This is a genomic window from Deltaproteobacteria bacterium (assembly GCA_017302835.1).
In the GTDB taxonomy this organism is placed as follows: Bacteria; Bdellovibrionota; Bdellovibrionia; order Bdellovibrionales; family Bdellovibrionaceae; genus UBA2316.
Genome location: JAFLCC010000008.1, coordinates 87524 through 107867, shown reverse-complemented (window position 1 = coordinate 107867; position 20344 = coordinate 87524). Strand labels below are relative to the sequence as shown.

General features: G+C 35.8%; 25 protein-coding genes. 12 read left to right on the top strand and 13 right to left on the bottom strand.

Annotated features, from left to right (window positions below):
• Positions 1-13: 13 nt before the first annotated feature.
• The 4 genes from J0M15_10710 to J0M15_10695 form a co-directional block, all read right to left on the bottom strand.
• Positions 14-1531 (bottom strand): sigma-54-dependent Fis family transcriptional regulator, encoded by a 1518-nt coding sequence (locus J0M15_10710; GenBank protein ID MBN8537513.1) that lies wholly within the window; start codon positions 1529-1531, stop codon positions 14-16.
• 24 nt (positions 1532-1555) lie between these two features.
• On the bottom strand, positions 1556-3343 hold the full coding sequence (locus J0M15_10705; protein ID MBN8537512.1) for a CHASE2 domain-containing protein: 1788 nt from the start codon (positions 3341-3343) through the stop codon (positions 1556-1558).
• 84 nt (positions 3344-3427) lie between these two features.
• Positions 3428-3622: a hypothetical protein gene (locus tag J0M15_10700; GenBank protein MBN8537511.1), complete on the bottom strand. Its 195-nt coding sequence runs from the start codon at positions 3620-3622 to the stop codon at positions 3428-3430.
• 96 nt (positions 3623-3718) lie between these two features.
• Positions 3719-5080, bottom strand: a complete 1362-nt coding sequence (locus tag J0M15_10695; GenBank protein MBN8537510.1) for a radical SAM protein — start codon at positions 5078-5080, stop codon at positions 3719-3721.
• A gap of 104 nt (positions 5081-5184) precedes the next feature.
• Here J0M15_10695 and J0M15_10690 point away from each other — a divergent pair, with 104 nt between their 5' ends.
• Both J0M15_10690 and J0M15_10685 read left to right on the top strand, forming a co-directional pair.
• The gene (locus tag J0M15_10690) at positions 5185-5874 is read left to right on the top strand and encodes a matrixin family metalloprotease (GenBank protein MBN8537509.1); all 690 of its coding nucleotides are present in this window, start codon (positions 5185-5187) and stop codon (positions 5872-5874) included.
• Positions 5875-6483 (top strand): hypothetical protein, encoded by a 609-nt coding sequence (locus J0M15_10685; protein MBN8537508.1) that lies wholly within the window; start codon positions 5875-5877, stop codon positions 6481-6483.
• Positions 6484-6513: 30 nt separating this feature from the next.
• Here J0M15_10685 and J0M15_10680 read toward each other — a convergent pair whose 3' ends face one another.
• The gene (locus tag J0M15_10680; GenBank protein ID MBN8537507.1) at positions 6514-7311 is read right to left on the bottom strand and encodes a hypothetical protein; all 798 of its coding nucleotides are present in this window, start codon (positions 7309-7311) and stop codon (positions 6514-6516) included.
• Positions 7312-7580: 269 nt separating this feature from the next.
• Here J0M15_10680 and J0M15_10675 point away from each other — a divergent pair, with 269 nt between their 5' ends.
• From J0M15_10675 to J0M15_10640, 8 genes are all read left to right on the top strand, one after another.
• Entirely contained in the window at positions 7581-8561 is a 981-nt protein-coding gene (locus J0M15_10675; protein ID MBN8537506.1) for an MBL fold metallo-hydrolase, read from the top strand.
• A complete protein-coding gene (locus tag J0M15_10670) occupies positions 8561-9130 on the top strand; it encodes a hypothetical protein (GenBank protein ID MBN8537505.1) in 570 nt (189 codons plus the stop codon). The genes J0M15_10675 and J0M15_10670 overlap by 1 nt, the downstream gene beginning before the upstream one ends.
• A gap of 149 nt (positions 9131-9279) precedes the next feature.
• Complete coding sequence (locus tag J0M15_10665; GenBank protein MBN8537504.1) at positions 9280-10041, top strand: hypothetical protein; 762 nt, start codon at positions 9280-9282, stop codon at positions 10039-10041.
• Between the two features lie 73 nt (positions 10042-10114).
• Complete coding sequence (locus tag J0M15_10660) at positions 10115-10321, top strand: DNA gyrase inhibitor YacG (GenBank protein MBN8537503.1); 207 nt, start codon at positions 10115-10117, stop codon at positions 10319-10321.
• A 178-nt stretch (positions 10322-10499) separates the two neighbouring features.
• Complete coding sequence (locus tag J0M15_10655) at positions 10500-10772, top strand: HU family DNA-binding protein (protein ID MBN8537502.1); 273 nt, start codon at positions 10500-10502, stop codon at positions 10770-10772.
• A 169-nt stretch (positions 10773-10941) separates the two neighbouring features.
• Positions 10942-11910, top strand: a complete 969-nt coding sequence (gene pfkA, locus J0M15_10650) for a 6-phosphofructokinase (protein ID MBN8537501.1) — start codon at positions 10942-10944, stop codon at positions 11908-11910.
• 10 nt (positions 11911-11920) lie between these two features.
• Positions 11921-12415 (top strand): hypothetical protein, encoded by a 495-nt coding sequence (locus tag J0M15_10645; GenBank protein MBN8537500.1) that lies wholly within the window; start codon positions 11921-11923, stop codon positions 12413-12415.
• A gap of 2 nt (positions 12416-12417) precedes the next feature.
• A complete protein-coding gene (locus J0M15_10640) occupies positions 12418-12828 on the top strand; it encodes an OsmC family protein (protein ID MBN8537499.1) in 411 nt (136 codons plus the stop codon).
• Here J0M15_10640 and speB read toward each other — a convergent pair.
• On the bottom strand, positions 12820-13755 hold the full coding sequence (gene speB, locus J0M15_10635; protein ID MBN8537498.1) for an agmatinase: 936 nt from the start codon (positions 13753-13755) through the stop codon (positions 12820-12822). The genes J0M15_10640 and speB overlap by 9 nt on opposite strands.
• A 42-nt stretch (positions 13756-13797) precedes the next feature.
• A complete protein-coding gene (locus J0M15_10630) occupies positions 13798-14484 on the bottom strand; it encodes a class I SAM-dependent methyltransferase (protein ID MBN8537497.1) in 687 nt (228 codons plus the stop codon).
• 140 nt (positions 14485-14624) lie between these two features.
• On the opposite strand from J0M15_10630, the gene J0M15_10625 reads away from it, so the two are divergent.
• Positions 14625-15479 carry a PilZ domain-containing protein gene (locus J0M15_10625; GenBank protein ID MBN8537496.1) on the top strand — a complete coding sequence of 285 codons (855 nt, stop codon included), beginning with the start codon at positions 14625-14627 and terminating at the stop codon, positions 15477-15479.
• 54 nt (positions 15480-15533) lie between these two features.
• On the opposite strand, the gene J0M15_10620 is transcribed toward J0M15_10625, so the two are convergent.
• Genes J0M15_10620 through J0M15_10610 form a run of 3 tightly spaced genes read right to left on the bottom strand, consistent with a single transcriptional unit; the run spans position 15534 to position 17583 of the window.
• Positions 15534-16031: a response regulator gene (locus J0M15_10620; protein MBN8537495.1), complete on the bottom strand. Its 498-nt coding sequence runs from the start codon at positions 16029-16031 to the stop codon at positions 15534-15536.
• A gap of 2 nt (positions 16032-16033) precedes the next feature.
• Positions 16034-16960, bottom strand: a complete 927-nt coding sequence (trxB, locus tag J0M15_10615; GenBank protein ID MBN8537494.1) for a thioredoxin-disulfide reductase — start codon at positions 16958-16960, stop codon at positions 16034-16036.
• A gap of 26 nt (positions 16961-16986) precedes the next feature.
• Entirely contained in the window at positions 16987-17583 is a 597-nt protein-coding gene (locus J0M15_10610) for an SDR family NAD(P)-dependent oxidoreductase (GenBank protein MBN8537493.1), read from the bottom strand.
• A gap of 102 nt (positions 17584-17685) precedes the next feature.
• On the opposite strand from J0M15_10610, the gene J0M15_10605 reads away from it, so the two are divergent.
• Positions 17686-17988, top strand: a complete 303-nt coding sequence (locus J0M15_10605; protein MBN8537492.1) for a (2Fe-2S)-binding protein — start codon at positions 17686-17688, stop codon at positions 17986-17988.
• An 8-nt stretch (positions 17989-17996) separates the two neighbouring features.
• On the opposite strand, the gene J0M15_10600 is transcribed toward J0M15_10605, so the two are convergent.
• From J0M15_10600 to J0M15_10590, 3 genes are all read right to left on the bottom strand, one after another.
• On the bottom strand, positions 17997-18605 hold the full coding sequence (locus J0M15_10600) for a histidine phosphatase family protein (protein ID MBN8537491.1): 609 nt from the start codon (positions 18603-18605) through the stop codon (positions 17997-17999).
• The gene (gene trmB, locus J0M15_10595) at positions 18602-19237 is read right to left on the bottom strand and encodes a tRNA (guanosine(46)-N7)-methyltransferase TrmB (protein MBN8537490.1); all 636 of its coding nucleotides are present in this window, start codon (positions 19235-19237) and stop codon (positions 18602-18604) included. Before trmB ends, J0M15_10600 begins: the two co-directional genes overlap by 4 nt.
• 67 nt (positions 19238-19304) lie before the next feature.
• Positions 19305-20300, bottom strand: a complete 996-nt coding sequence (locus J0M15_10590) for a cation transporter (GenBank protein MBN8537489.1) — start codon at positions 20298-20300, stop codon at positions 19305-19307.
• Between the last annotated feature and the right edge of the window lie 44 nt (positions 20301-20344).

The window sequence follows — 20344 nt, the reverse complement described above, 5'->3', positions numbered from 1 at the left end:
TTATTCCCGTTCTTTATTGGTCAAAATAGTCCTTTGCATTGATACCATATTTTTCAATTTTTCTGAGAAGAGTTTTTTTAGGTATATTCGCATGCAGGGCCGTTTGATTTATTCTGCCTTTAAAAGTTTTGAGAGCCTTAATGATAAATTCCTTTTCAAAGGCTTCTTTTTGAACATTAAAATCCAAGTCTCCGTTAAAAGTAACCTTCATACCTGAATCATCAAATTCAGAATCTCCATCAGTATCTAAATCAGAATTCGCATCCTCAGTTTCTATATCACTTCCTGAATCAATAAATACAGGACCAAGTTGTGAAGACTGGCTTAGCGTATCTAGGTCAAATAGATTCACTCCCACTGCGGCCAATAAGCTTTCAGGTAAAGAAGACATTGAAATGATCGTTCCAGTCTCTAATACAAAAGAATGTTCGATTACATTCTCAAGTTCGCGGATATTTCCAGGCCAAGAGTAACGCTTTAATATATTCATGGCATCGGCAGTCACACCGGTTATTTTCTTTTTATGGACCTCATTGAATTTTTTTACAAAAATTTGAATCAACCTTTCGATATCGGCTTTGCGATCACATAATGCTGGTAAAAATATAGGAACCACATTCAGCCTGTAAAATAAATCTTCTCTGAAAGAGCCTATCTTAATCATTTCCTCAAGTGGCCGATTTGTAGCCGCAATAATTCTGACATTGGATTGAATTTCTCGATTAGAACCCACTGGTGTAAATAATTTTTCCTGCAAAACTCGTAGTATTTTTACCTGCATCAGTTGAGGCATATCTCCAATCTCATCTAAAAATAAAGTTCCACCATCTGCATATTGAAATTTCCCAATTTTTCTTTCACTAGCTCCTGTAAAAGATCCTTTTTCATGTCCAAAAAGTTCTGATTCAAATAAGTTTTCAGGTATAGCTGAGCAATTTATAGCAACAAATTTCTCATCTTTTCTCACAGAATTAAAGTGAATGGCCTTCGCTACTAATTCTTTGCCTGTACCACTAGCTCCCCTAATTAAAACCGGAGTATCCACTTTGGCCAACTTGTGTATAATATTAAACACTTTTTGCATTTGCGTGGTATTACCAATTATTTTTCTCCCAGCTTCGACCAACACGGGTGAGCTAGCTGCAATATTTGATATCATAGAGTGTGCTTGCATCGCTTTTTCAATTAAAGCTAATATTTCTTCACTAGAGACCGGTTTAGAGAGGTAGTTATAAGCGCCATCTTTAACTGCGTTAACAGCGTCATGCAATGTCGCATGGGCTGTTAACATGAGCACTATAATCCCTGGATCAAACTCTTTTATCTGCTTCAGTGTTTCAAGACCATTGAGCCGAGGCATATCTACGTCCAAAATCACGATGTCGAATTTGGATCCTGGAGATTTAATTTTTTCCATGGCATTGATACCATCGAAAGCTTCATAAACATCAAATTTTTCATAACCAGAAAAGGCAGATTTGATTGATAGTCTTAATCCCGCGTCATCATCAACGACTAAAATCTTAAACATTGTAGACTCCTTTTCAGCTCCATTTTAAATTTGAGGTAATTCTACTATAAAATCTGTTCCTTTACCATAGGTAGATTCAACAAAAATTTTACCATTATGCAGTTCTGTAAAATATTTAGCCAGATACAAGCCCAATCCTGACCCTTTTACTGGCGAACTCTTGGCATTAGCACTTCTATAAAACTTCATAAACAAGTTAGGCAAATCTTGGACCGCGATACCACCCCCTTGATCTGAAATCTTTACGACCACATATCCAGAATTTTCTGAAGTGCTAATAGTAATCGTCGTCTCATCAGGTGAGTACTTAATGGCATTCTCTATTAAATTGGAAAACACTTGTTTGATAAGTTCGGGATCGATTTTTATAGGAAATAAAGGCTCCAGCTCTGTCAGTATACGAATTTTTTTTACTTTAGCTAAAAACTCGTGTTTTTTTATGACCTCTGAGATCAGCGCATTGGGATCTTTAGATTGCAAATGAAGGTCGACCCCTTGGGATTCAATCTTCGCATAATTTAAGATAGAATTTATAAACCTCAATAAATCATCGCTGGAAGTCCTGATCGTATCCAAGGCGTCTCTTTGATTATTTGTCACAGCATGAGCATCGTTTAAAATAACATCCGTCATTCCCTTAATGCGGGCAATTGGCGTTTTTAAATCATGGGACATCATCGAAATAAAATTAGTCTTTAACTCTTCCACTTGATGTAATAGTTTATTTTTTTGGTAATATTCCCAGCTACGCCTATTTTCAATAATCAAACGGTAAGGAATAAAGAAATAATAGCAAAGAAAAATGGCCAACAATTGGTGCGCCATAGAAATCCAATACCCAAAAGGCCAAAACAGAAAATAGGCAAATATTAAATAGAATCCAAACAATAAGACGATGATAAACAAACCCATAGCTGGACTTACCGTAAACACTATATAAACGGTGATTATCGAAATTAAAATTGTCGAAAAGATATTAATATATTGAGGTGCCTTGGTAATCGCATTATTCAATATTAAGGTGTCTATCATGTTTGCGTGCATTTCCGTTGTGGTCATGGCAATTGTCGATCTTGAATAGGGAGTCATTAAGTAATCTTTTTCAGATAGTTCCAAATTATGACCAATCAACACTATCTTGTCTTTAAAAACGGAAGGCGACACTAAACTTTTAGCCACCTCATGAAAGGAGATTTTTGGATAGGTTCCCGTAGGTCGGAAACGGATATACACCTGATCTGTTTCCAAAAAAGAAAACAATCCTTTTATTTTATTTTTATCAGAAACATCTGGATTGATTTGACTGGCAAGAAAAGGATGTATCATCATTTGATCTTGATAGTTAATCATCATCCGACGAGTCACCCCATCTTTTGCAAAATTAGCCGTATCAGAGCTTTTCGGACCTGAAAAAAGTTTTATTTTTTCATAAGGTTCAGCAAGTTTTAATTTCCCTTCTTCCCCGCGCATCTCAAGAAAATTTGTGATCACAAAAAATTGATTAAATTTTTCTAAAGATTTCGCAAAACTTTTTTTACTTTGATCTGAACCCAAGATTTCATCAATACCGATGTCATAGACTACCGCTTTGGGTTTGTATTCGTAAAGCAAGTCCATGACCTTCTTATGATGTTCTGCTTTTGGAATTCCTTTAAAATACTCGACGCTTTCAGGCGTCACTTCAACGATTTGAATAGCGCCAGTAGGATTGCTGGACGGACTCCATCGAACTCTCATGTCATACAAATAAGATTCAAAAAAATCTAACTTAATTTGCACTATAAAAAGGGCCAGACCTGTAGCTAAAGCCACCCTAAACAAGATCACTGATAAAAACTTAATTTTTTCCCATTGTGATTCTCTTGGAATTGGAGATGGTGGTAAAGCCATCTGAACCTATCTTATTGGCAAACAACCCTCGCCGCCCTTAACATTTAAAGTTTTGGACTTTGAGTGTCTCTGATCTTTAAGAGGTTTAACCTGATGGATATGTCTAACAGATATAACATCAGATAAAACATCAGAATTTAAGCTCTTCTCTTTTTGTTTTGATTCTGGTTCTGCTAATTGTTCCATTATTCGTTCTATCATAGATTTTCCCTGCTTTTCAGAAAGATTTCTATCTTTGTCTCTTTCTCGGTCTCTACATAGCGATTCCTACAAAGTGATCCTAGCATTATTCCACCTTCAAGTCATTAAATCTCTGCTCTTTGAAAAATAATATATAGCTAATGCTGAAACATACCTTGTTCTTTCACAAAAAAGATCATTTTTTACGACTTCTTTGTCAGAATACGTAGATTTGTGAATGTAAGAACACCCTCCACCGCAAAGATATTTTGCCCAGCACTGATGGCACTGGTTCCGGTCTATCAAGCTATTTGAATAGTTTTCAATTAACTTTTCTTGATTGATTTGCAAATCTTGCCCTATCTGATCTTGTTTTTGACCTATCGTCCAAGGACAGTTGTATATTCTATTTCTGGCGTCGATCACTGCAAGTGTTTTTCCTAAACCACAATGATTTTCTAATCTTTTTTGATTATCTAAAAGATCAAAATAATGATCAAAAATATAAATTTTTCTAAGTTCTTTTTCAGATCCCTTTTCCCAAGCTAACTCTGCCACTTGCTCCATTTGTTCCATGTATTCATGATTGCTAGTTGGATTGTTTTCAGAAACCGAAAACATAAAATCATAAAAATCAAAAGGAAACTCTGAAAAATATTTATAGGCCTTCACAACTTCAAGATTTTTTTCAGAAAAAACCGCATGAACTCCTAAAACACCCAATTCTGACTTTATCATAAATAATCTATCCAAATTTGAAACCATTTGCATTGATGTCGAATGAGAGTTTTTTTGAGGCCGCAATTTATCATTTATTTCTGGGGGCCCATCCATACTTATCACTAGAGTGGGTTTATGCTTCTTTAAAAGGGACACTATGGATTCATTTAAAAGCGTTCCATTTGTCGTTATTTTCATCGTTAAATTTAGCGCTTTGGCTTCGGCGTATTGACTTGCATACTCCGCAATAAGTGAAATCCCTTCAGGATAAAGCAATGGTTCTCCACCTAAAAAACTAATATGAAAACGCTCCCCCTTTTCTAATTTGTCTAAAAAAAATTTCAACTGAGGCAGCGTTTTTTCGATGCTTATATTTTTAACTGGATCACCATAAGATCCATCTCCACCAGCGGCACAATAGAGACAGTGCAAATTACATATCTGGGTGACATTGATATTCACGCTTTTAATTTTATTATTCTTGGGGTGAGCTGGTAAAACCTCTTTACGGCGACTCCAAGCAACAAGCTCATCGTAGTTTTTTTTCTCTAACTCAGAGAACAGCTCATCAGAAATCTGAGCGACTTCCAAATTATCCTCGTGAAAAGCAAGAGCCGTATCAGCCTTCCCTTTCATTTTAAAAGCAACAATATTGTTATACCTTTTAAGCTCTAGTTTCATAATAAACGGTGCCCAAACGAACCAGGCCTCTCTTTCGCAAAGTTTTGCTGCAATTTCTGATCCATCAGATTGGGCCAAACGGACTCCAAAACATGAATATTATTAGCTAGTTAGTCAAAGGCCGAGAATATCATTTTGGATATTTTGACTCCAATGACAATTTTTACAAAATCGGACTTATAATGTGGAATCATTTTACCGATAAGAAATCACAAATGAGGCGACATTCCATCAAACTTTCATTAATTCATATTTCTATTTTTTTGTGCATGATTTCTTGCCAAAAAAATTTAGTTTTAGGTCCTGAATCTAAAACAGATCTCGCCACTCAAGCTCAAGAAGGTTGCGGCTATATTCAAAATGAATTTGGTGAACGGGTTTCTTGGAAATCCAATTTGCCAATAAAACTCTTCCTTGATTCCTCTATTCCGGGGGACATGATACCCATTATTTCCTCCGCCAGTGAAAAATGGGAAAAGGCATCTGGAAAAAAACTTTTTGAATTTCAACAATCAAATCAATCCACTTCTTTAAAACCCAGCAGTGATAAAGTAAACTCTGTTTACTGGTCAAAAGACTGGAGCGAGAATCATAAATCTCAACAAGCACTCACTATTTTGACCTATTTGGGACCTCTTATTACCGAAGCAGATATCAAAATAAATGCAAAAGATTATGAGTTTTATACCACAACTCCACAAAACTCAGTCCAAGTAAATTTTGAAAGCCTAATAATTCACGAACTGGGGCACGTCTTAGGTCTTAAACACATGAGCATCAAACCTACCGTCATGTGGCCAACCCTGGCGGCTGCCTTTTTAAGATTAGAAATTTCACCAATAGATTTAAAATCTTTGAAATGTGAGTACTAAATGAAGCTCAGAAAAAAAATCCTTATTGCCATCCTTCTGTTTACTTTTAATGTTTTATTTTATTACCTCCACAAATACAGCCAACGGCACCCCGCAGCCATCACCACAAGTCTTCAAGAAAATGAGTCTTATCCCTATTACAGCCCTGAAGATATGATAAACAACGCAAAGAAAATAAAAAGAAATCTCTTATCTGAATTTAATTGGAGAAATGAAAATCAAACTCTCTCTTTTGAATTTCCAAATTTGATTTTTAGACAAATCGACGGAAATAACATGACCCTCTGCCAAACTTTTCCTTATGCTGAAATTCAATTACAAGCCATCAAAATAGCCCTCAGCGGTGAACCGCCAATAATCCTGGCCCAAACAACCTGTGATAATTTGACCCTGAATTTAAATCAAATTTTTGAAAAATCCCCCACCGATAAAAATTTTATCGATCAAAACACACGCTATGAACTCAGAAATTTTGACGATTTCTGGCCACAACACTGGATCATAAAATCCATCAAATTTTACAACAAATCCCTAGACGGAATCAACCTCAACAACTACGAATTTTACTCTTATTTAGGCTACAATTTAGAATTCTCTAAAACAAACTAGAGGTTAATTTATCAGGTAAGGTACTAACGGCTATTTAGTCATTTGTGGTGGCGGGCTAGGACCACCACCAGAACTGTTTTCACCTCGGGGATTTGCTATTACATTAATTGCATCTACTTTTTCCTTTAAATTTGATATTTGTGGGCAACTTGAAACCTTCTGACAAATTGAATCCTTATTTTCACCGATATTCTTTTTTATGAATTCCTTTAACCTCCTAATTTCTTTTTCTAACGCCGCGACTCTTTGCTCTAAAGTCGATTGTGAATTTGCGCCTGAATCCGAATTTACTGCAGGTTGATTTACTGAATTTGGGTTGGCATAATATTTCATAGCGTCGGTAGTATCTACTATCTCTATTGGCACGTAGTTGCCTTCTCTAGACCCTGTATTTTCTGTTACAAACTTATCATATTTAAATTTTATATTTGATTGAGATTTAACTGCAAAATTCAGTAATTGTTTTTGCTCATTCGTATATTGTTCAGTTGATTTTCCGCCGCAAGCAGTAAACTGAAGATCAAGACTTTTATTTCTCGAGGCCTCACATTTTTTAATTTTAGTGAAAAACGAATTGATTTGTTTATTTTTAGTATTCAATTCTTCCGCTAAATTATTATATTCTTCTTGCTTTTTTTTATTCTCGGTCTCCAATTTCTCAGACGCCACCTTTTGTTCCTCTATTTTTTGCCGCTCCTCTCTCTGTCTTCTTGCATTTTCGCCCGTTCCAATGTAATTTGAAATTGAGTTTTTAGGTCCGGTATTCTGAGCTAATGAAGGTTTTGAAAAAACGATAACGAATAAAATAAGTACTAGCACCTTCAACATAACTCCCCTTTTCTAACATTTTTCTACATTTAATTTAATATTTTTTTAAATCAATTTACAAAAACACCATCAAACCTTTTTTCATTTTATATGAATTTCGTTCCAGTTTAAAATTTAATTTCTATTCAGTTTTTACATCTAGCCATTGGGTTGAATTAAATTTCGCTCCCCCAAGTCCTTGGTCTAAGAATTTTATCTGATTTAATTTGTTTATCTAGTTTGGAAAATAATTGTTGCTGTTGATAATTTGTCATGGAATCCTGTCTGGGATGTCATTAAGTGTTAAGTTTTGGGGAGTTAGAGGATCTTTACCATCTTCCTTGTCACCGCAAGGATGGTCGAACCATATTGAAAAAGTGGTGAAAGAGCTTGCGCCTGGTGCAAAAAATGATCTAACCAAATTGAATCAACTGATTTCTTCTTCTGATATTCCCAATGTGGGTGGTTATGGAACGGGCACTACGTGCGTTGAGGTTAGCTCCTTAAAAACTCAATTAATTATTGATGGTGGAACGGGAATCAGAACCTTAAGTGAGAAAATAATGAGTGGAACCTATGTTCCTGTGAAAGGTCCCTTTCACATTTATATGACTCACTTCCATTGGGACCATGTTATGGGCCTACCTTTTTTTACTCCTCATTTCGTTTCTGGGACGCAAATTCATTATTATGGTGTCCAAAAAGATATTGAGGCTTTGATTCGCGGTGTTTTTAAAAAACCTTATTTTCCGGTTCCCTTTGAGCAACTTGTTTCTAAAATTCATTTCCATATCTTAGAACCAAGAAAGCCCTTTAAAATAAATGATATGACAATCACACCCTATTTATTAGATCATCCCGATGCCTGTTGGGGGTTAAGAGTCGAAAGCCAGGGGAAAGTCTATTCGCATTGTGTAGATACCGAAGGAACTCGGGTCAGTCGCGAAGATTTGGGCGATGATTTACCTCTTTATCAAAAGTCTGACTTAATGTATTTTGATGCTCAATACACTTTTCCTGAATTAGCAGAAAAAGCAAACTGGGGTCACAGTGCCGCCCAAATTGGTATCGATATCGCTTTTAGAGAAGATATTAAGAAAGTACTGTTTGCCCATCATGATCCGGGAGCAACCATCCAACAGGTACAGGATATAAAAAGACAGACAAGCGAGTATTATCAGTGGCGAATTGATCATGCGAGGGAATGTAATGACACCATTCCAGAGTTCTTTTGGGATTTTGCCTATGAAGGTCAAGAAATTAAAATTTAATGATGCTTTTTCTTAAATGGCTCCTGTTTATATTTCTAACAAACACTTACTGCTTTTCATCAGCCGTGCTGAATTTAGATTATATTTTACTCACGGATAAGAATACCGTTGAAACAACCACGTCCTCTGCATCTACAAAATCACTTTATAGTTTTAATCTGGGATTTAGTATCGATAATAAAAAATCACTTTATTTTGGCTGGGGATTGTATAACGTTCTTACCAAAAGTGAGCTGAGCCAACAAGAAGCTAACTATACAACTCAAGATATGGGTCCCTATTTTAGATATGAATTTGGGAAATCCCAACTTGTTTATGCGGCTCTGACTTATGGGATTCAAACAAAAACTGCATTCAATACGGGAAGCGCGGATGAAGATTGGCTGGGCACCAATTACTTGTTACAATTGGGAGTAAAACCAGAAATTTCCGACAGCTTTACTGCAAACTTCAGTTTAAATTACTTTACTGCGGCGGCCAAAAAAAAAGTAGTTTCATCTATTCAAACCGATGTTTCCTACACGAAAACCCTTATGTGTCCCAGCATTGGTCTTACCTATAAATGGTAAGACCTTGTGTTTAACTAAATTAGACAGTTTCCGTCACTGTCTTAAGAAAGAACAGGCCAAATCCTACTGGAATAGATCTAACTGGCATATTTCATGAACATCCTTCTATTTGAAAGTCCTTCTTAAACCAGAAGAACGCGAGGTGAGTTATGAAACAAATAGTATTATCTCTAATAGGTTTAGTTATTGCCACCGTGTATCTTGTATCTTGTGGCAATAATAAATCCAGCAATGATCCAACACCGTATTACAATCCAGGTGCAGCTGTTTATGCTAACAACAATGGCTGTCCCACAGGCACTTATTTTTCAGGTGGATTTTGTTACAATAATAGCGGACAACAGTGGAATGGCTACGGAGTAGGATTTGCTTCAAGTATTAACTTTGTCTCTGACAACTTTAGTTATAGAAATGTAAATATCACAAACACAACTGTATTTAAGTCATTTATTAAGAAATCTATGGGAACTTGTGACCGGGCGGAAAATAGCGGAGGTATTTACTCTTGTGATAGCTGGGTTAAAGGGCAATTTCAATTAAATATTCAAATTGATAAAACCCAATCACAAAGGCTTAAAGCAACTTTTTCGGCTTATCCTTCAACAAATAACTATTATTGGTATGGATATTCTTTGCCTTCTTCAACTGACTTTTTTTATGGCTTATTTGGATTCCCTGTTGGTTATGATGTTGGCGTTGTGAGAAATCCACTTCCTTTAGATATGGTCGTCTCGGTTATTAATGACAGTAAAGGTTTTGAAGCAAGAGCCTATGGGGATCAATGGACACAAGCTAATAGGAGTTTAATTCAGCTGCAAGTTGCAAATGGCAAGCTGGAAGATGCTGCTTTTGATTACCAACTTGGCTTTGAAGGACAGATTTTTGCCACAGGAAGACTCGTAAAGTATTAATTATTAATTTTTTGGTTTCTTATAGAAAAAGTCATTGCTTCAAATTAAAAATTTATATTAATTTAAAAAAATGATGACTGACAAAGAAGTATTGTGTCCTCGATGCAAAAAGAAAACAAAGTATTCGACAGAAAACATCTATCGTCCCTTCTGCTCTGAAAGGTGCAAGGTTATTGACTTAGGTGACTGGGCAAGTGAAAACTTTCGCATCCCTGTTTCTAAAAATTCTGAAGACCAAATGAATGAAACTGAAGATACTTCTGACTTTCAAGAAGAGTGATTTATGAAGTTTCCAACTTATTTTTAGACAGATCCTTAGGGTTCATTTCAAAACTAATTGAAAATAATTTAAAAAATATTACTTATTTCTATTGACGTACTCTAAATTTTGATTTGAGATTGTGAATATGAATCGCGTATTTCACGCGAAAAATAACAAATCATAAGGAGAATGTGATATGAATAAAGCGCAATTAATCGAAAAGATTGCTGAAGAAACTAAAACTTCAAAAGCTCAAACTGAAAATATGTTAGATGCAGCTATTGAAACAATTAAAAAAGCTGTTAAAAAAGGTGACGATGTAAAATTAGTTGGTTTTGGTACTTTTACTAAAGCTAAAAGAAAAGCTAGAGTTGGAAGAAATCCTCAAACTGGTAAAGCCATTAAAATCCCAGCTTCTAACGCTCCAAAATTCCGTCCTGGTGCTGAATTTAAAGCTCTTGTAAAGTAATCTATTTTAGTTTTGCAAAAAAAACCGGCGCCATGCCGGTTTTTTTTTGACCAAACCTCATCCTTTATAATACTCTGCTCTAAATGTTCATTTCTTAAGTGTTTAATTTAAGCAAATGAACTCAAAACCTTATTTAAAAAGAAGTATTATGGCAAATCATCAAAATACAATGAAAAGAATTGGTGTCTATACGAGTGGTGGGGATGCTCCTGGAATGAACGCAGGAACCAGGGCTGTTGTGCGGGTCGCCGCCTCTATGGGAATTGAAACCTATGCGATTTATCAAGGCTATATTGGTATGCTTGATAAAACAATAAAACCCATACAGGTAAGAGACGTTGCAAATATTATTCAACGTGGCGGTACTATTTTAAAAACGGGAAGATGTACTGACTTCCATAAACCAGAAATAAGAAAACAAGCTGCAGAGAATGTTAAAGCCTTTAATTTAGATGGAATTGTTTGCATTGGTGGAGACGGTTCCTTTCGCGGCGCCCATGCCCTTTGGGAAGAACACAAAATTCCCATCGTAGGAATTCCAGGTACAATTGATAATGATATTTATGGAACAGATCTTACGATTGGCTTCGATACTGCGGTAAACACAGCACTTTCTTGTATAGATAAAATCAGAGACACCGCCGATAGCCATAACAGATTGTTTATTATTGAAGTCATGGGCAGAAATACGGGATTTATTGCTTGTCATGTGGGACTTGCCGGTGGCGCTGAAGATATTTTTACCCCTGATATTAATTCAACAACGGAGAAAGCCGTTGAAAGAATTTTAGACTCCATTAAAAAAGGGAAAAGAAGCAGCATTTTAATAACAGCTGAAGGTCAAAAACCGGGAAGAGCTTATGATTTAGCTGATTCCATCAGAAAAAAATCAGGCATTGATGCTAAAGTTTGTATTTTGGGTCATATTCAAAGGGGTGGGTCTCCAACTTCCGTGGACAGGGTATTAGCCTCCAGATTAGGAGCTGCGGCTGTTGATACTTTATGCAAAGGTATTTGTGATGTGATGATTGGAACGGATGGTCCCAACTTAGTTCAAATTCCTTTAGAAGTCGCGACAACTAAAGAAAAGAAAAGCCCTGCTGAATTAGTTCAGTTAAGTCAAATCCTCGCCATTTAAAGGAGCCTTTATGTTTAAGTTTATCTTCTTGGTTTTGTTTGTTTCTGTTTTTTCCTTTGCAAAATCAAGAGTCGGCGAGTGGGCTGCCTATAGTTTTATTGAAAAAACGCAGACTTCTGAAATCAATGGTGAGTTCATTAAAGAAGTTGTTGAGTCCATTGACCAAAAGTCTCCAACAGGTGAAGTGATCACGATGCTAAAAGTAAGTGAAAAGAAAATCGCTCGTGGTAAAAATGTGGAAGAAAAGTTTTATTGGAGTGAAAGCACCAACTACTTTAATAAAATTGAGCTTAATCTTTATGTGCAGTTATGCCGCTTTAAAGCAAGCCTTGGAAATTATGAAAAAATAAAAATAAAAGCAGGTACTTTTTCTTCTTGCAAGATCAAAGACCAAAACAACTGGATCGGCACTGTTCCCTTTAGTACTCTTCTTTATATGACCCAAGATGAAACAACCTTTAGAAGATTTGAGCTCATTGATTACGGTTGGAAGAAGAAAAAATAAAGATGGTTACTTTAACTATTCAATATAGTGGAAATAAAAATTGCATCCTAACTCACGAGCCCTCATTGGCAACTTTGGAAACAGATGCGCCTAAGGATAATCATGGTAAAGGTGAAAGCTTTTCGCCAACAGATCTTGTCGCGGCATCACTTATTTCATGCATGCTAACAACAATGGCTATCAAAGGTGAGCCCTTAGGTTATCACTTTAATGGCTGCTATGGAAAAGTGACAAAAGAAATGAATGCAGATCCTCGAAGAATTAAAAAATTATCAACAGAGTTACATTTAAAAAAGGATTTTGATTCTGAACAAAAGAATTTTTTAGAAAATGTAGCCATGGGATGCCCAGTAAAATTATCTCTTCATCCAGAGGTTATTGTCTCGGCCACATTTATTTATGATTTAGAGTAAACACATCATTTCAAACATCACATCGACAGCCACAAGAGACGTGATCTCTGAAGGATCTGATGCAGGTAAAACTTCTACGATGTCCCCACCGACTAAGTTTTTAATCTTTAAATGTCTTAATATTCTCTGGACTTCATAGCTTGTAAGTCCTCCGGGCACGGGCGTTCCCGTTCCTGGAGCATAAGAGGGGTCTAAACAATCAATATCAAAACTTATATACACAGGTATATCTGAATTAAAAACTGGAAGCTCCGTCAGAAAATCATTAAGCTTTTTATCCCTGATATCATCAATGGTTTTGACATTGATTTGATGTTTTTTGATAAAGTCCAAGTCTGTTGAATCCGCTAAAGGTCCCCGAATACCCAGTTGAATCATATTTTTTGAATCAACCAATCCTTCCTCAATAGCGTGTCTGGCAAAAGAACCATGATGATACTCACAACCCCAAGCAGCAGGATAGGTATCTAAATGGGCATCAAAATGAATCAGTGCTAACTTACTTTGATAATGCTTTTTCAAAGCACGCAATATGGGCAAGGTAATTGAGTGATCTCCACCAACAGCAATAAATTTTTTATGATTTGAAACTAATTGGGCGATAAATTTTTCAATTTTTTCGTAGGTTTGTTCAAGTGAAATGGGTACCGTTGAACAATCTCCAATATCAGCAAAATTTTTATTTTTAAAAATGTGAAGGCCCCTGGACCAATGATACCCTCGCCCTAAACTTGACACTTCTCGAATTTGAGACGGAGCAAATCTTGCCCCTGGACGATAGGAAACGCCACCATCAAATGGAATTCCAAAAAGAGCGACATCAAAATCTGAATTCAATTCAACATGAGGTAATCGAAAAAATGTTTTAATAGCAGAATACCTTGGAAATTCCCGACCACTCAAAGGAAGAAACTTATTTGAAACCATTGCCTCATCATATAAGCAGAAAGCCAATTGTCAATACAGGCATTATTTTTTTATTGAAACACTCAATCCATCTGAAGAATCAATGATGAAACTATCATAAACCTTTGGATCAAAAATTCTTTGATTAAACGCTTTCATGACCTCAATTTGTTTTTTCGAAAATTTAGGATTCTCTTCACCCCATACGCTTCCATTTAAAAAAACATTATCGGCGATGACTAAGCCTCCAGGAATCAATAAATTCTCTGCTATTTGTAAATAATCTAAGTATGCTGATTTATTGGCATCTATAAAAAAACCATCTATTTTATGGTTTAGTGAAAGTAATTTTAGATTTTCTAAGGCATCACCCGGAAAAATTTTAAATGTCTTCTGGGAATTTGACTTTAGTTTCAAAAGTAATGATAAGTTTTGTTCCAAAAAAAGTTTCCACTTTGGATTCTTTTCGAAACAATAAAGTTTCCCCCCAGAAAGTAGAGCATTAAGGATAAAAATAGCAGAAAATCCTGTTAAACTTCCAATCTCAACAAAATTTTTGCACTTAAATTGTTTTATGATTTGATGAACACAATTAGCTTCGAAAAAACTTAAAGATATAAGTTCCTTTCCTATTTCTTTAGATTCGAGTCTTGCTTTATTGGCAATCTGTAAAAATTCAGGTTCAGCCGTTGCCCCAATTAACGAACTTAAATAATCTTGTTTGATACTGGAATTTATATTGTCCCTCATCAAAACTAATCTACTCCCATTTCAACTTTAGTCTAGCAGTACGTTCGATATTTTCAATATGCAAACCCTTGTTTAGGGCACTTAATAGCCTTAGTCGATTTTTTTCTCAATTTTAAAATATTTTTGCCGAGCAATTTACTATGAAGCAAGCAGGAAATATTTGGGTATTTTATGATGGAAATACCAAAACGCAAAGTAAACCACTAAGCTTAACGCAAGCTCAAGCCTTGATACTAAACCTCCTAAAGCTGAAGAGTAAAAATATTTTTGTTTGGACTCCCGGCAAAACCGAATGGACCGAACTAAATCAGTTTTTAAAATCCAAGCAAAAATTTTTTGCCCTACCTCCTACATTTAATTCGGAGGATTTAGTCGTCACTGATGTGGAAAAAACTGTTGTCGATGCGGTGACATCCGTTGATGATAAAACTATTGTTATTACCAATCAGCCAAATTTAGATGATACCGCCATTGCTTTTCAAGAAGCCAAGAACACTTTCACTGAGGCCCACATAGATGACACGCAAAAAAAAGTGGATTATGGCTATTTCTTTCCAGATTTCAAAGCTGAGCAAATAGATCTACGAGTAAACCATTTAGTAAAAATTATTTCTCCAGGACCATCATCAAAAAATTCAAATGTCGCTTCCGTTGAAAGCGACAGACGAGACCGAATGAGATTTAATTTCAAACTGGAAGTTCATCTTATTTCTAAAACAGGAAAAACATTTAAAAGCGAATCAGATAATATTTCCTTGGGTGGGATTAAGCTTATGGATAAAATTCCTAAAGAATATATCTCTATGGATTTTAGCCTCATCATTATTAACAAACTAGAAAAGGATAGCAAAAAAGCAAGAATCCATTTCAAAACAAAGTGTGTTGGTGATATCTTAGATCCCTGCCGCCTGGTGTTTGTTAACCCAGATAAAAAGAACAAAGAACTGTTAGAAAATATGATTGATAGTTATATCAAACAATCTAAAATTGCCTAGATAAGCTTCAGGCTCATTTGCAAATTAATTCTTCTAAAGGGTCACCTAGCTGGTTCACTCTTCCGTGATTTTTAGTAAAGTCTTGACCGTTTTCTTTAATTTATCAATCTCAAAAGGTTTTTTAATATAATCATGAGCACCTACTTGAAATGCCTTTTTCATATCCTCCTGAGAAGACTGACCCGATACAAAAACTAAGGGAATTTTTTTTAAATCTTTATGCTCTTTAAGAAGCTCTGCCAGCTCAAATCCGTTAATCCACGGCAAACCAATATCCAATAAAATTAGATCAACAGCCGAATCATCCAGAACCTCTGATAACTCGTTAGCATGAGCCGCCATTTTAACAATATAGCCCTCTGGTTCCAAAATTCTTTTCATTGAGGCTCGCATCGTTTCATCATCTTCAATAACGAGAATAATTTTTGGATCTGTTTTTTTCTTAGTCTCTCTAAATTGATCCAATGAAACAACTTCTTGAGAAGCAATCCTCGTTTTGGTAATTTTCTCAATCTTTTCAATTAAATCTTTAGTATTTATTTTCTTAGTCATTTTCACTCCTGACTTTCGAGCCATCGTTCAGAATCAATAGCCGCCATGCAACCTGATCCAGCGGCGGTAATGGCCTGACGGTACACGTGATCTTGCACATCGCCAGCAGCAAAAATACCTGGAATATTGGTATAGCTAGAACCATTTTGAGTTTTTAAATACCCTGTTTCGTTCATATCTAAAATATTTTTAAATAAATCGGTATTAGGCTTGTGCCCGATAGCTATAAATAATCCTTCAACGCTTAATTCATTTTTAGTATGAGACTTCAAATTATTAAGTATCAACTTAGTCACTTTTTTACCGTCGCCAACCACTTCAGTGACTTCAGAATCCCAAATAACTTTAATTTTAGGATTTTTTAAAGCCCTATCTACCATTATTTTTGAAGCTCTGAAGGAGTTCTTCCTATGGATTATAAAAACTTGTGAAGCAAATCGTGTTAAAAAGTTTGCTTCCTCCATGGCCGTGTCTCCACCACCCACAACTGCCACGGGGACATTTCTAAAAAAAGCCCCATCACAAGTCGCGCAGGCAGAAACTCCCTTAGAAAGATATTGTTTTTCAGAAGCTAGTCCCAAATATTTCGCACTTGCACCTGTTGAAATAATAATTGATTTAGATTCATAAACTTCGTCCCGAATCCAAACTTTAAAAGGTCGTTGACTAAAATCGACTTTAGTTACGTTTTTAGTAATAAATCTAGTGCCAAATCGAGAGGCTTGCTTTCTCATCACTTCAATCAGTTCAGGTCCTGTCACGCCATGCTCAAAGCCAGGATAATTTTCTACCTCTGTGGTGATCATGAGCTGACCACCCGACTCTTCGCCTTCAATCATTAATGGTTTGAGGTTAGCTCTTGCAGAATAAATTGCTGAGGTTAATCCTGCGGGACCTGATCCGATGATAATAATATTTTCTATTGCCATGGAAACAACCATATTTTATTTCAGAATTAGACGCAAATGAGATTTAACAATTCTTGAGCCACTTGACTAGGCTCGCTAATATTTTCTGTTTTTCTGGGCCAAGCTTTTTTAGGCAACATATTTGTGTTCATGTAACCTGGACTAAATAAAAGAATCTCAAACGGAGGGTTTTCTAAATTAACCGAAGTGATCAACCCTTTGAGGGCATGCTTGGCTGCAGCATACATGGAAGCCTGGGGATCTGGTTTGTTTTCAGCAACAGATGACCCAATAAAAACAAGTTGTTTTATTCCATGATGATTTTTTAAAAAATAATTTAATAAAAAGGCAGGAAAAGAAAATGTTACATTCAAAGTCCATAAATGATCTTTCCAATCAAATTTGGCATAGGGACCATAGGTTCCACCAGCTGCAAAATAAAAAATACGCTGAGGTTTAGTTGCTAATATTTCCTCACAATAGCACTCGAAAAGATCTGTGTTAGAAAAATCAAAGTTATTGATTGTCCTTGAAGCTAAGAATAAATGAACCCCTTTGTGAGTCGCAGCAACTTGTTTTGAAAATTCAAAACCAAGACCTCGACTGGCACCCAAGACACTCCAATTTTCTTCTTCGATTATCACCAAAATCTCCCCATGGTCTTGATAAATTAAGACTCTTAAAACGCGAATTTAAAAGGATCATATAATTGCTGCTTTTTCAAAAAATAAAATATATTTTGTCTTATGGCAAAAATATTTTTTAATCCTAGCAAAACTGATCTTTGTAAAAAAACATTAAGTCTCTCTGTCGATGATAGTTTAATGAAGGTCCTATTGCTAGCAGGGATTCCTGTTGCCTCTTCTTGTCATGGAGAGGGCATCTGCGGCAAATGTAAAATAACCATTACCAAAGGGATTCATCATATTTTACCCGAATCAGAGCTGGAAATTAATCTAAAGAAAAAGAATTTCTTAAATGAAAATGAACGCTTCGCCTGTTTGATAAAAATTACCGACGATGTTGAAATCGATACTTCCTATTGGTAATTTTTTTTTTAAAGCTTTCCCGCTAGAATAAAAATGTCGTCAGGCAGATGATATTCTACGTGGTACAGACAACAATTAGGAATAGCAATCGACTCCTTAGGTGCATTGATACAAGAATGGACCAGACGAACCACGCTGCCCCCGTGAGTTGAAACTGCAATTTTATGATACTGACTATTTTCTTTTATAAAATCTTTAAGGTGAGTTTGAATTCGAATCAAATGCTCCTGTTTGGTTTCTCCATTGGGGAAAGACATGGATAAATCTTTTCCTTCAACTGAACGCCATTGATCTAGCATCTCTGATCCAAATTTTTCAATGATATCCTGTTGAGACAGCCCTTCCACATCGCCAAGATGTGTTTCCCTTAATTTCTCGCTGTAGAGGTAAGTCAAAGAATGCCCATCCAATCCAATTTTTGCTGTTTCAACAGCCCTCTGAAGATCAGAAGACAAACAAACCTCTGGCTGCAAAAATTGAAATTTTTCAAATAGTTCTTGTGCCTGGTCCTTTCCCTTCTGGTTTAGTGGGATATCCGTGTGGCCCTGAAATTTCTTCTGTGCATTCCAATCCGTTTCACCATGACGGAATACATACAAATCAATTTTTTTTTTCATTTTAGCCCTTTTTTTAAAAGAACATAATTAATTTTAATCCCCTGTTTCAAAAAAATAGATTCAAAACCAGTGATAAAGTTTTCCTTTGCTTTTTCGCTTTGATGCAAATCATAGGTAGAAAATTCAATTTCATATTTTGATTTTTTTATTTCTTCCATAGCCCATTGAAAATAGATCAAGGAATCCGTTTTAAACTCAAGTGAAGAGCCTGGTTTTTGCAGATTGAATATCTTATCCAAGAAGTCCTTTTGAATGATTCTATTTTTTGGTTTTTTGGGAGTCACCCAGGGATCTGGAAAATGAATAAAAACATTATCTAATTCATTCTCAACAAAAAGTTCTTCGATATTAAATCCATGGAATCGACAGATGGCTACATTCACGCATCCAGACCGTCTGGCTCTGCGAATAGTTTGAATCAATGGTTTATATTTCAGTTCCATTCCCAGCAACAGTCGATTGGGATTTTTGACCGCCTGTTGATCGAAAAAAAAACCCGTACCTGTTCCTATCTCTAAATCTAAAGGCGTCTTTTCATCCGAATGAAAAACCTGACCTCTCCATTTTCCTTTATTTAACGGCGCCCTTTCTTCATTAAAAGCAACCTCCTTAAATTCATTGTCCAAAGCCAAAGTGTACTGATTTTGAAGGGGCAGGTTTCTAGTTAAATTGAGAATGGGGCGGGCTAATGGCATAGAATTAATTCACCCCTTTTATCATTTCTTTCGCAGAGAAATCAGACAGGCTTTGAAAGTCACTTACTCTGATGGGGCACATTTCAATATTACAAAATCTACAGTAATCGGCCTTACATGGATCTAAATGAAACGCAAATTCTCCGTCATAGGGATAATCCATAACCACATTCTTTTCAAATTCATGGGTGATTTTGTGAGTCAGAGCCACATTCCAAAATTCAGGAACAATGAGATGAGCATCAATGTGATGAAAGTTTCCTGATCGAATCGATCTTAAGTTGTGTATATTGATAATTCCTGGTTGTAAGTTTTTTTGAATCGCATAGGAAAGCTCATTTAAAGAATGATCATCCAATTCGTCTGTTAAGCCCGAAATAGATCTTCTGATAATTTTTATTCCTTCAACCACTAAATGAAAAGAAATAATAAAAGAAAGTAACGGATCTAACCAAAATAATTCAGTAACTTTAACCAAAATAAGTCCTACCACAACACCAGAAGTGGTGATCACATCACTCATGATGTGAGACGAACTCGCCAGCAGTGTTTCTGATTTTTCATTTTTCCCAATTTTTCTTAAATACAAAGACACCGCTAAATTGACCAAACTAGCAATCACAACAAAAAATATACCTTGATTTAAATCCGTAATCTTGGACTCAGCAACGAAGGATCGGTAGCTCTCTATCATGATTGTTATGGCAGCAAATAAAATCAATCCCCCTTCGAAGGCCGCCGAAAAAAACTCGGCTTTGCCATGACCATAGGGATGATTTTCATCTTTTGGTTGCGCCACATACTTAATAACCCAAAGAGCTGTCGCCGCCGTTAAAATATTAATTAAGGTCTCAAGGGCATCCGAAAATATAGCCGTTGATCCTGAAACTTTGTAACCCGTAATTTTTAAAGCAATCACTAAAAAACTTGCAAACAAACTTATTTTGGCAGCTTTTATTTTTAACTGGTTTGATCTCATGACTTCAGGATTTATTTGCATTGGCTATTCTTAAATTTGATTAAGATTATTAGCAACTAAAAATT

Coding starts and splice junctions, on each gene's coding strand:
- J0M15_10680 (MBN8537507.1), bottom strand. CDS start 7,311: ATGTTGAAGGTGCTAGTACTTATTTTATTCGTTATCGTTTTTTCAAAA.
- J0M15_10625 (MBN8537496.1), top strand. CDS start 14,625: ATGAAGCAAGCAGGAAATATTTGGGTATTTTATGATGGAAATACCAAA.
- J0M15_10690 (MBN8537509.1), top strand. CDS start 5,185: ATGTGGAATCATTTTACCGATAAGAAATCACAAATGAGGCGACATTCC.
- pfkA (MBN8537501.1), top strand. CDS start 10,942: ATGAAAAGAATTGGTGTCTATACGAGTGGTGGGGATGCTCCTGGAATG.
- trxB (MBN8537494.1), bottom strand. CDS start 16,960: ATGGCAATAGAAAATATTATTATCATCGGATCAGGTCCCGCAGGATTA.
- J0M15_10620 (MBN8537495.1), bottom strand. CDS start 16,031: ATGACTAAGAAAATAAATACTAAAGATTTAATTGAAAAGATTGAGAAA.
- J0M15_10630 (MBN8537497.1), bottom strand. CDS start 14,484: ATGAGGGACAATATAAATTCCAGTATCAAACAAGATTATTTAAGTTCG.
- J0M15_10710 (MBN8537513.1), bottom strand. CDS start 1,531: ATGTTTAAGATTTTAGTCGTTGATGATGACGCGGGATTAAGACTATCA.
- speB (MBN8537498.1), bottom strand. CDS start 13,755: ATGGTTTCAAATAAGTTTCTTCCTTTGAGTGGTCGGGAATTTCCAAGG.
- J0M15_10590 (MBN8537489.1), bottom strand. CDS start 20,300: ATGCAAATAAATCCTGAAGTCATGAGATCAAACCAGTTAAAAATAAAA.
- J0M15_10700 (MBN8537511.1), bottom strand. CDS start 3,622: ATGATAGAACGAATAATGGAACAATTAGCAGAACCAGAATCAAAACAA.
- J0M15_10600 (MBN8537491.1), bottom strand. CDS start 18,605: ATGAAAAAAAAAATTGATTTGTATGTATTCCGTCATGGTGAAACGGAT.
- J0M15_10685 (MBN8537508.1), top strand. CDS start 5,875: ATGAAGCTCAGAAAAAAAATCCTTATTGCCATCCTTCTGTTTACTTTT.
- J0M15_10640 (MBN8537499.1), top strand. CDS start 12,418: ATGGTTACTTTAACTATTCAATATAGTGGAAATAAAAATTGCATCCTA.
- J0M15_10655 (MBN8537502.1), top strand. CDS start 10,500: ATGAATAAAGCGCAATTAATCGAAAAGATTGCTGAAGAAACTAAAACT.
- J0M15_10670 (MBN8537505.1), top strand. CDS start 8,561: ATGATGCTTTTTCTTAAATGGCTCCTGTTTATATTTCTAACAAACACT.
- J0M15_10605 (MBN8537492.1), top strand. CDS start 17,686: ATGGCAAAAATATTTTTTAATCCTAGCAAAACTGATCTTTGTAAAAAA.
- J0M15_10660 (MBN8537503.1), top strand. CDS start 10,115: ATGACTGACAAAGAAGTATTGTGTCCTCGATGCAAAAAGAAAACAAAG.
- J0M15_10645 (MBN8537500.1), top strand. CDS start 11,921: ATGTTTAAGTTTATCTTCTTGGTTTTGTTTGTTTCTGTTTTTTCCTTT.
- J0M15_10665 (MBN8537504.1), top strand. CDS start 9,280: ATGAAACAAATAGTATTATCTCTAATAGGTTTAGTTATTGCCACCGTG.
- J0M15_10675 (MBN8537506.1), top strand. CDS start 7,581: ATGTCATTAAGTGTTAAGTTTTGGGGAGTTAGAGGATCTTTACCATCT.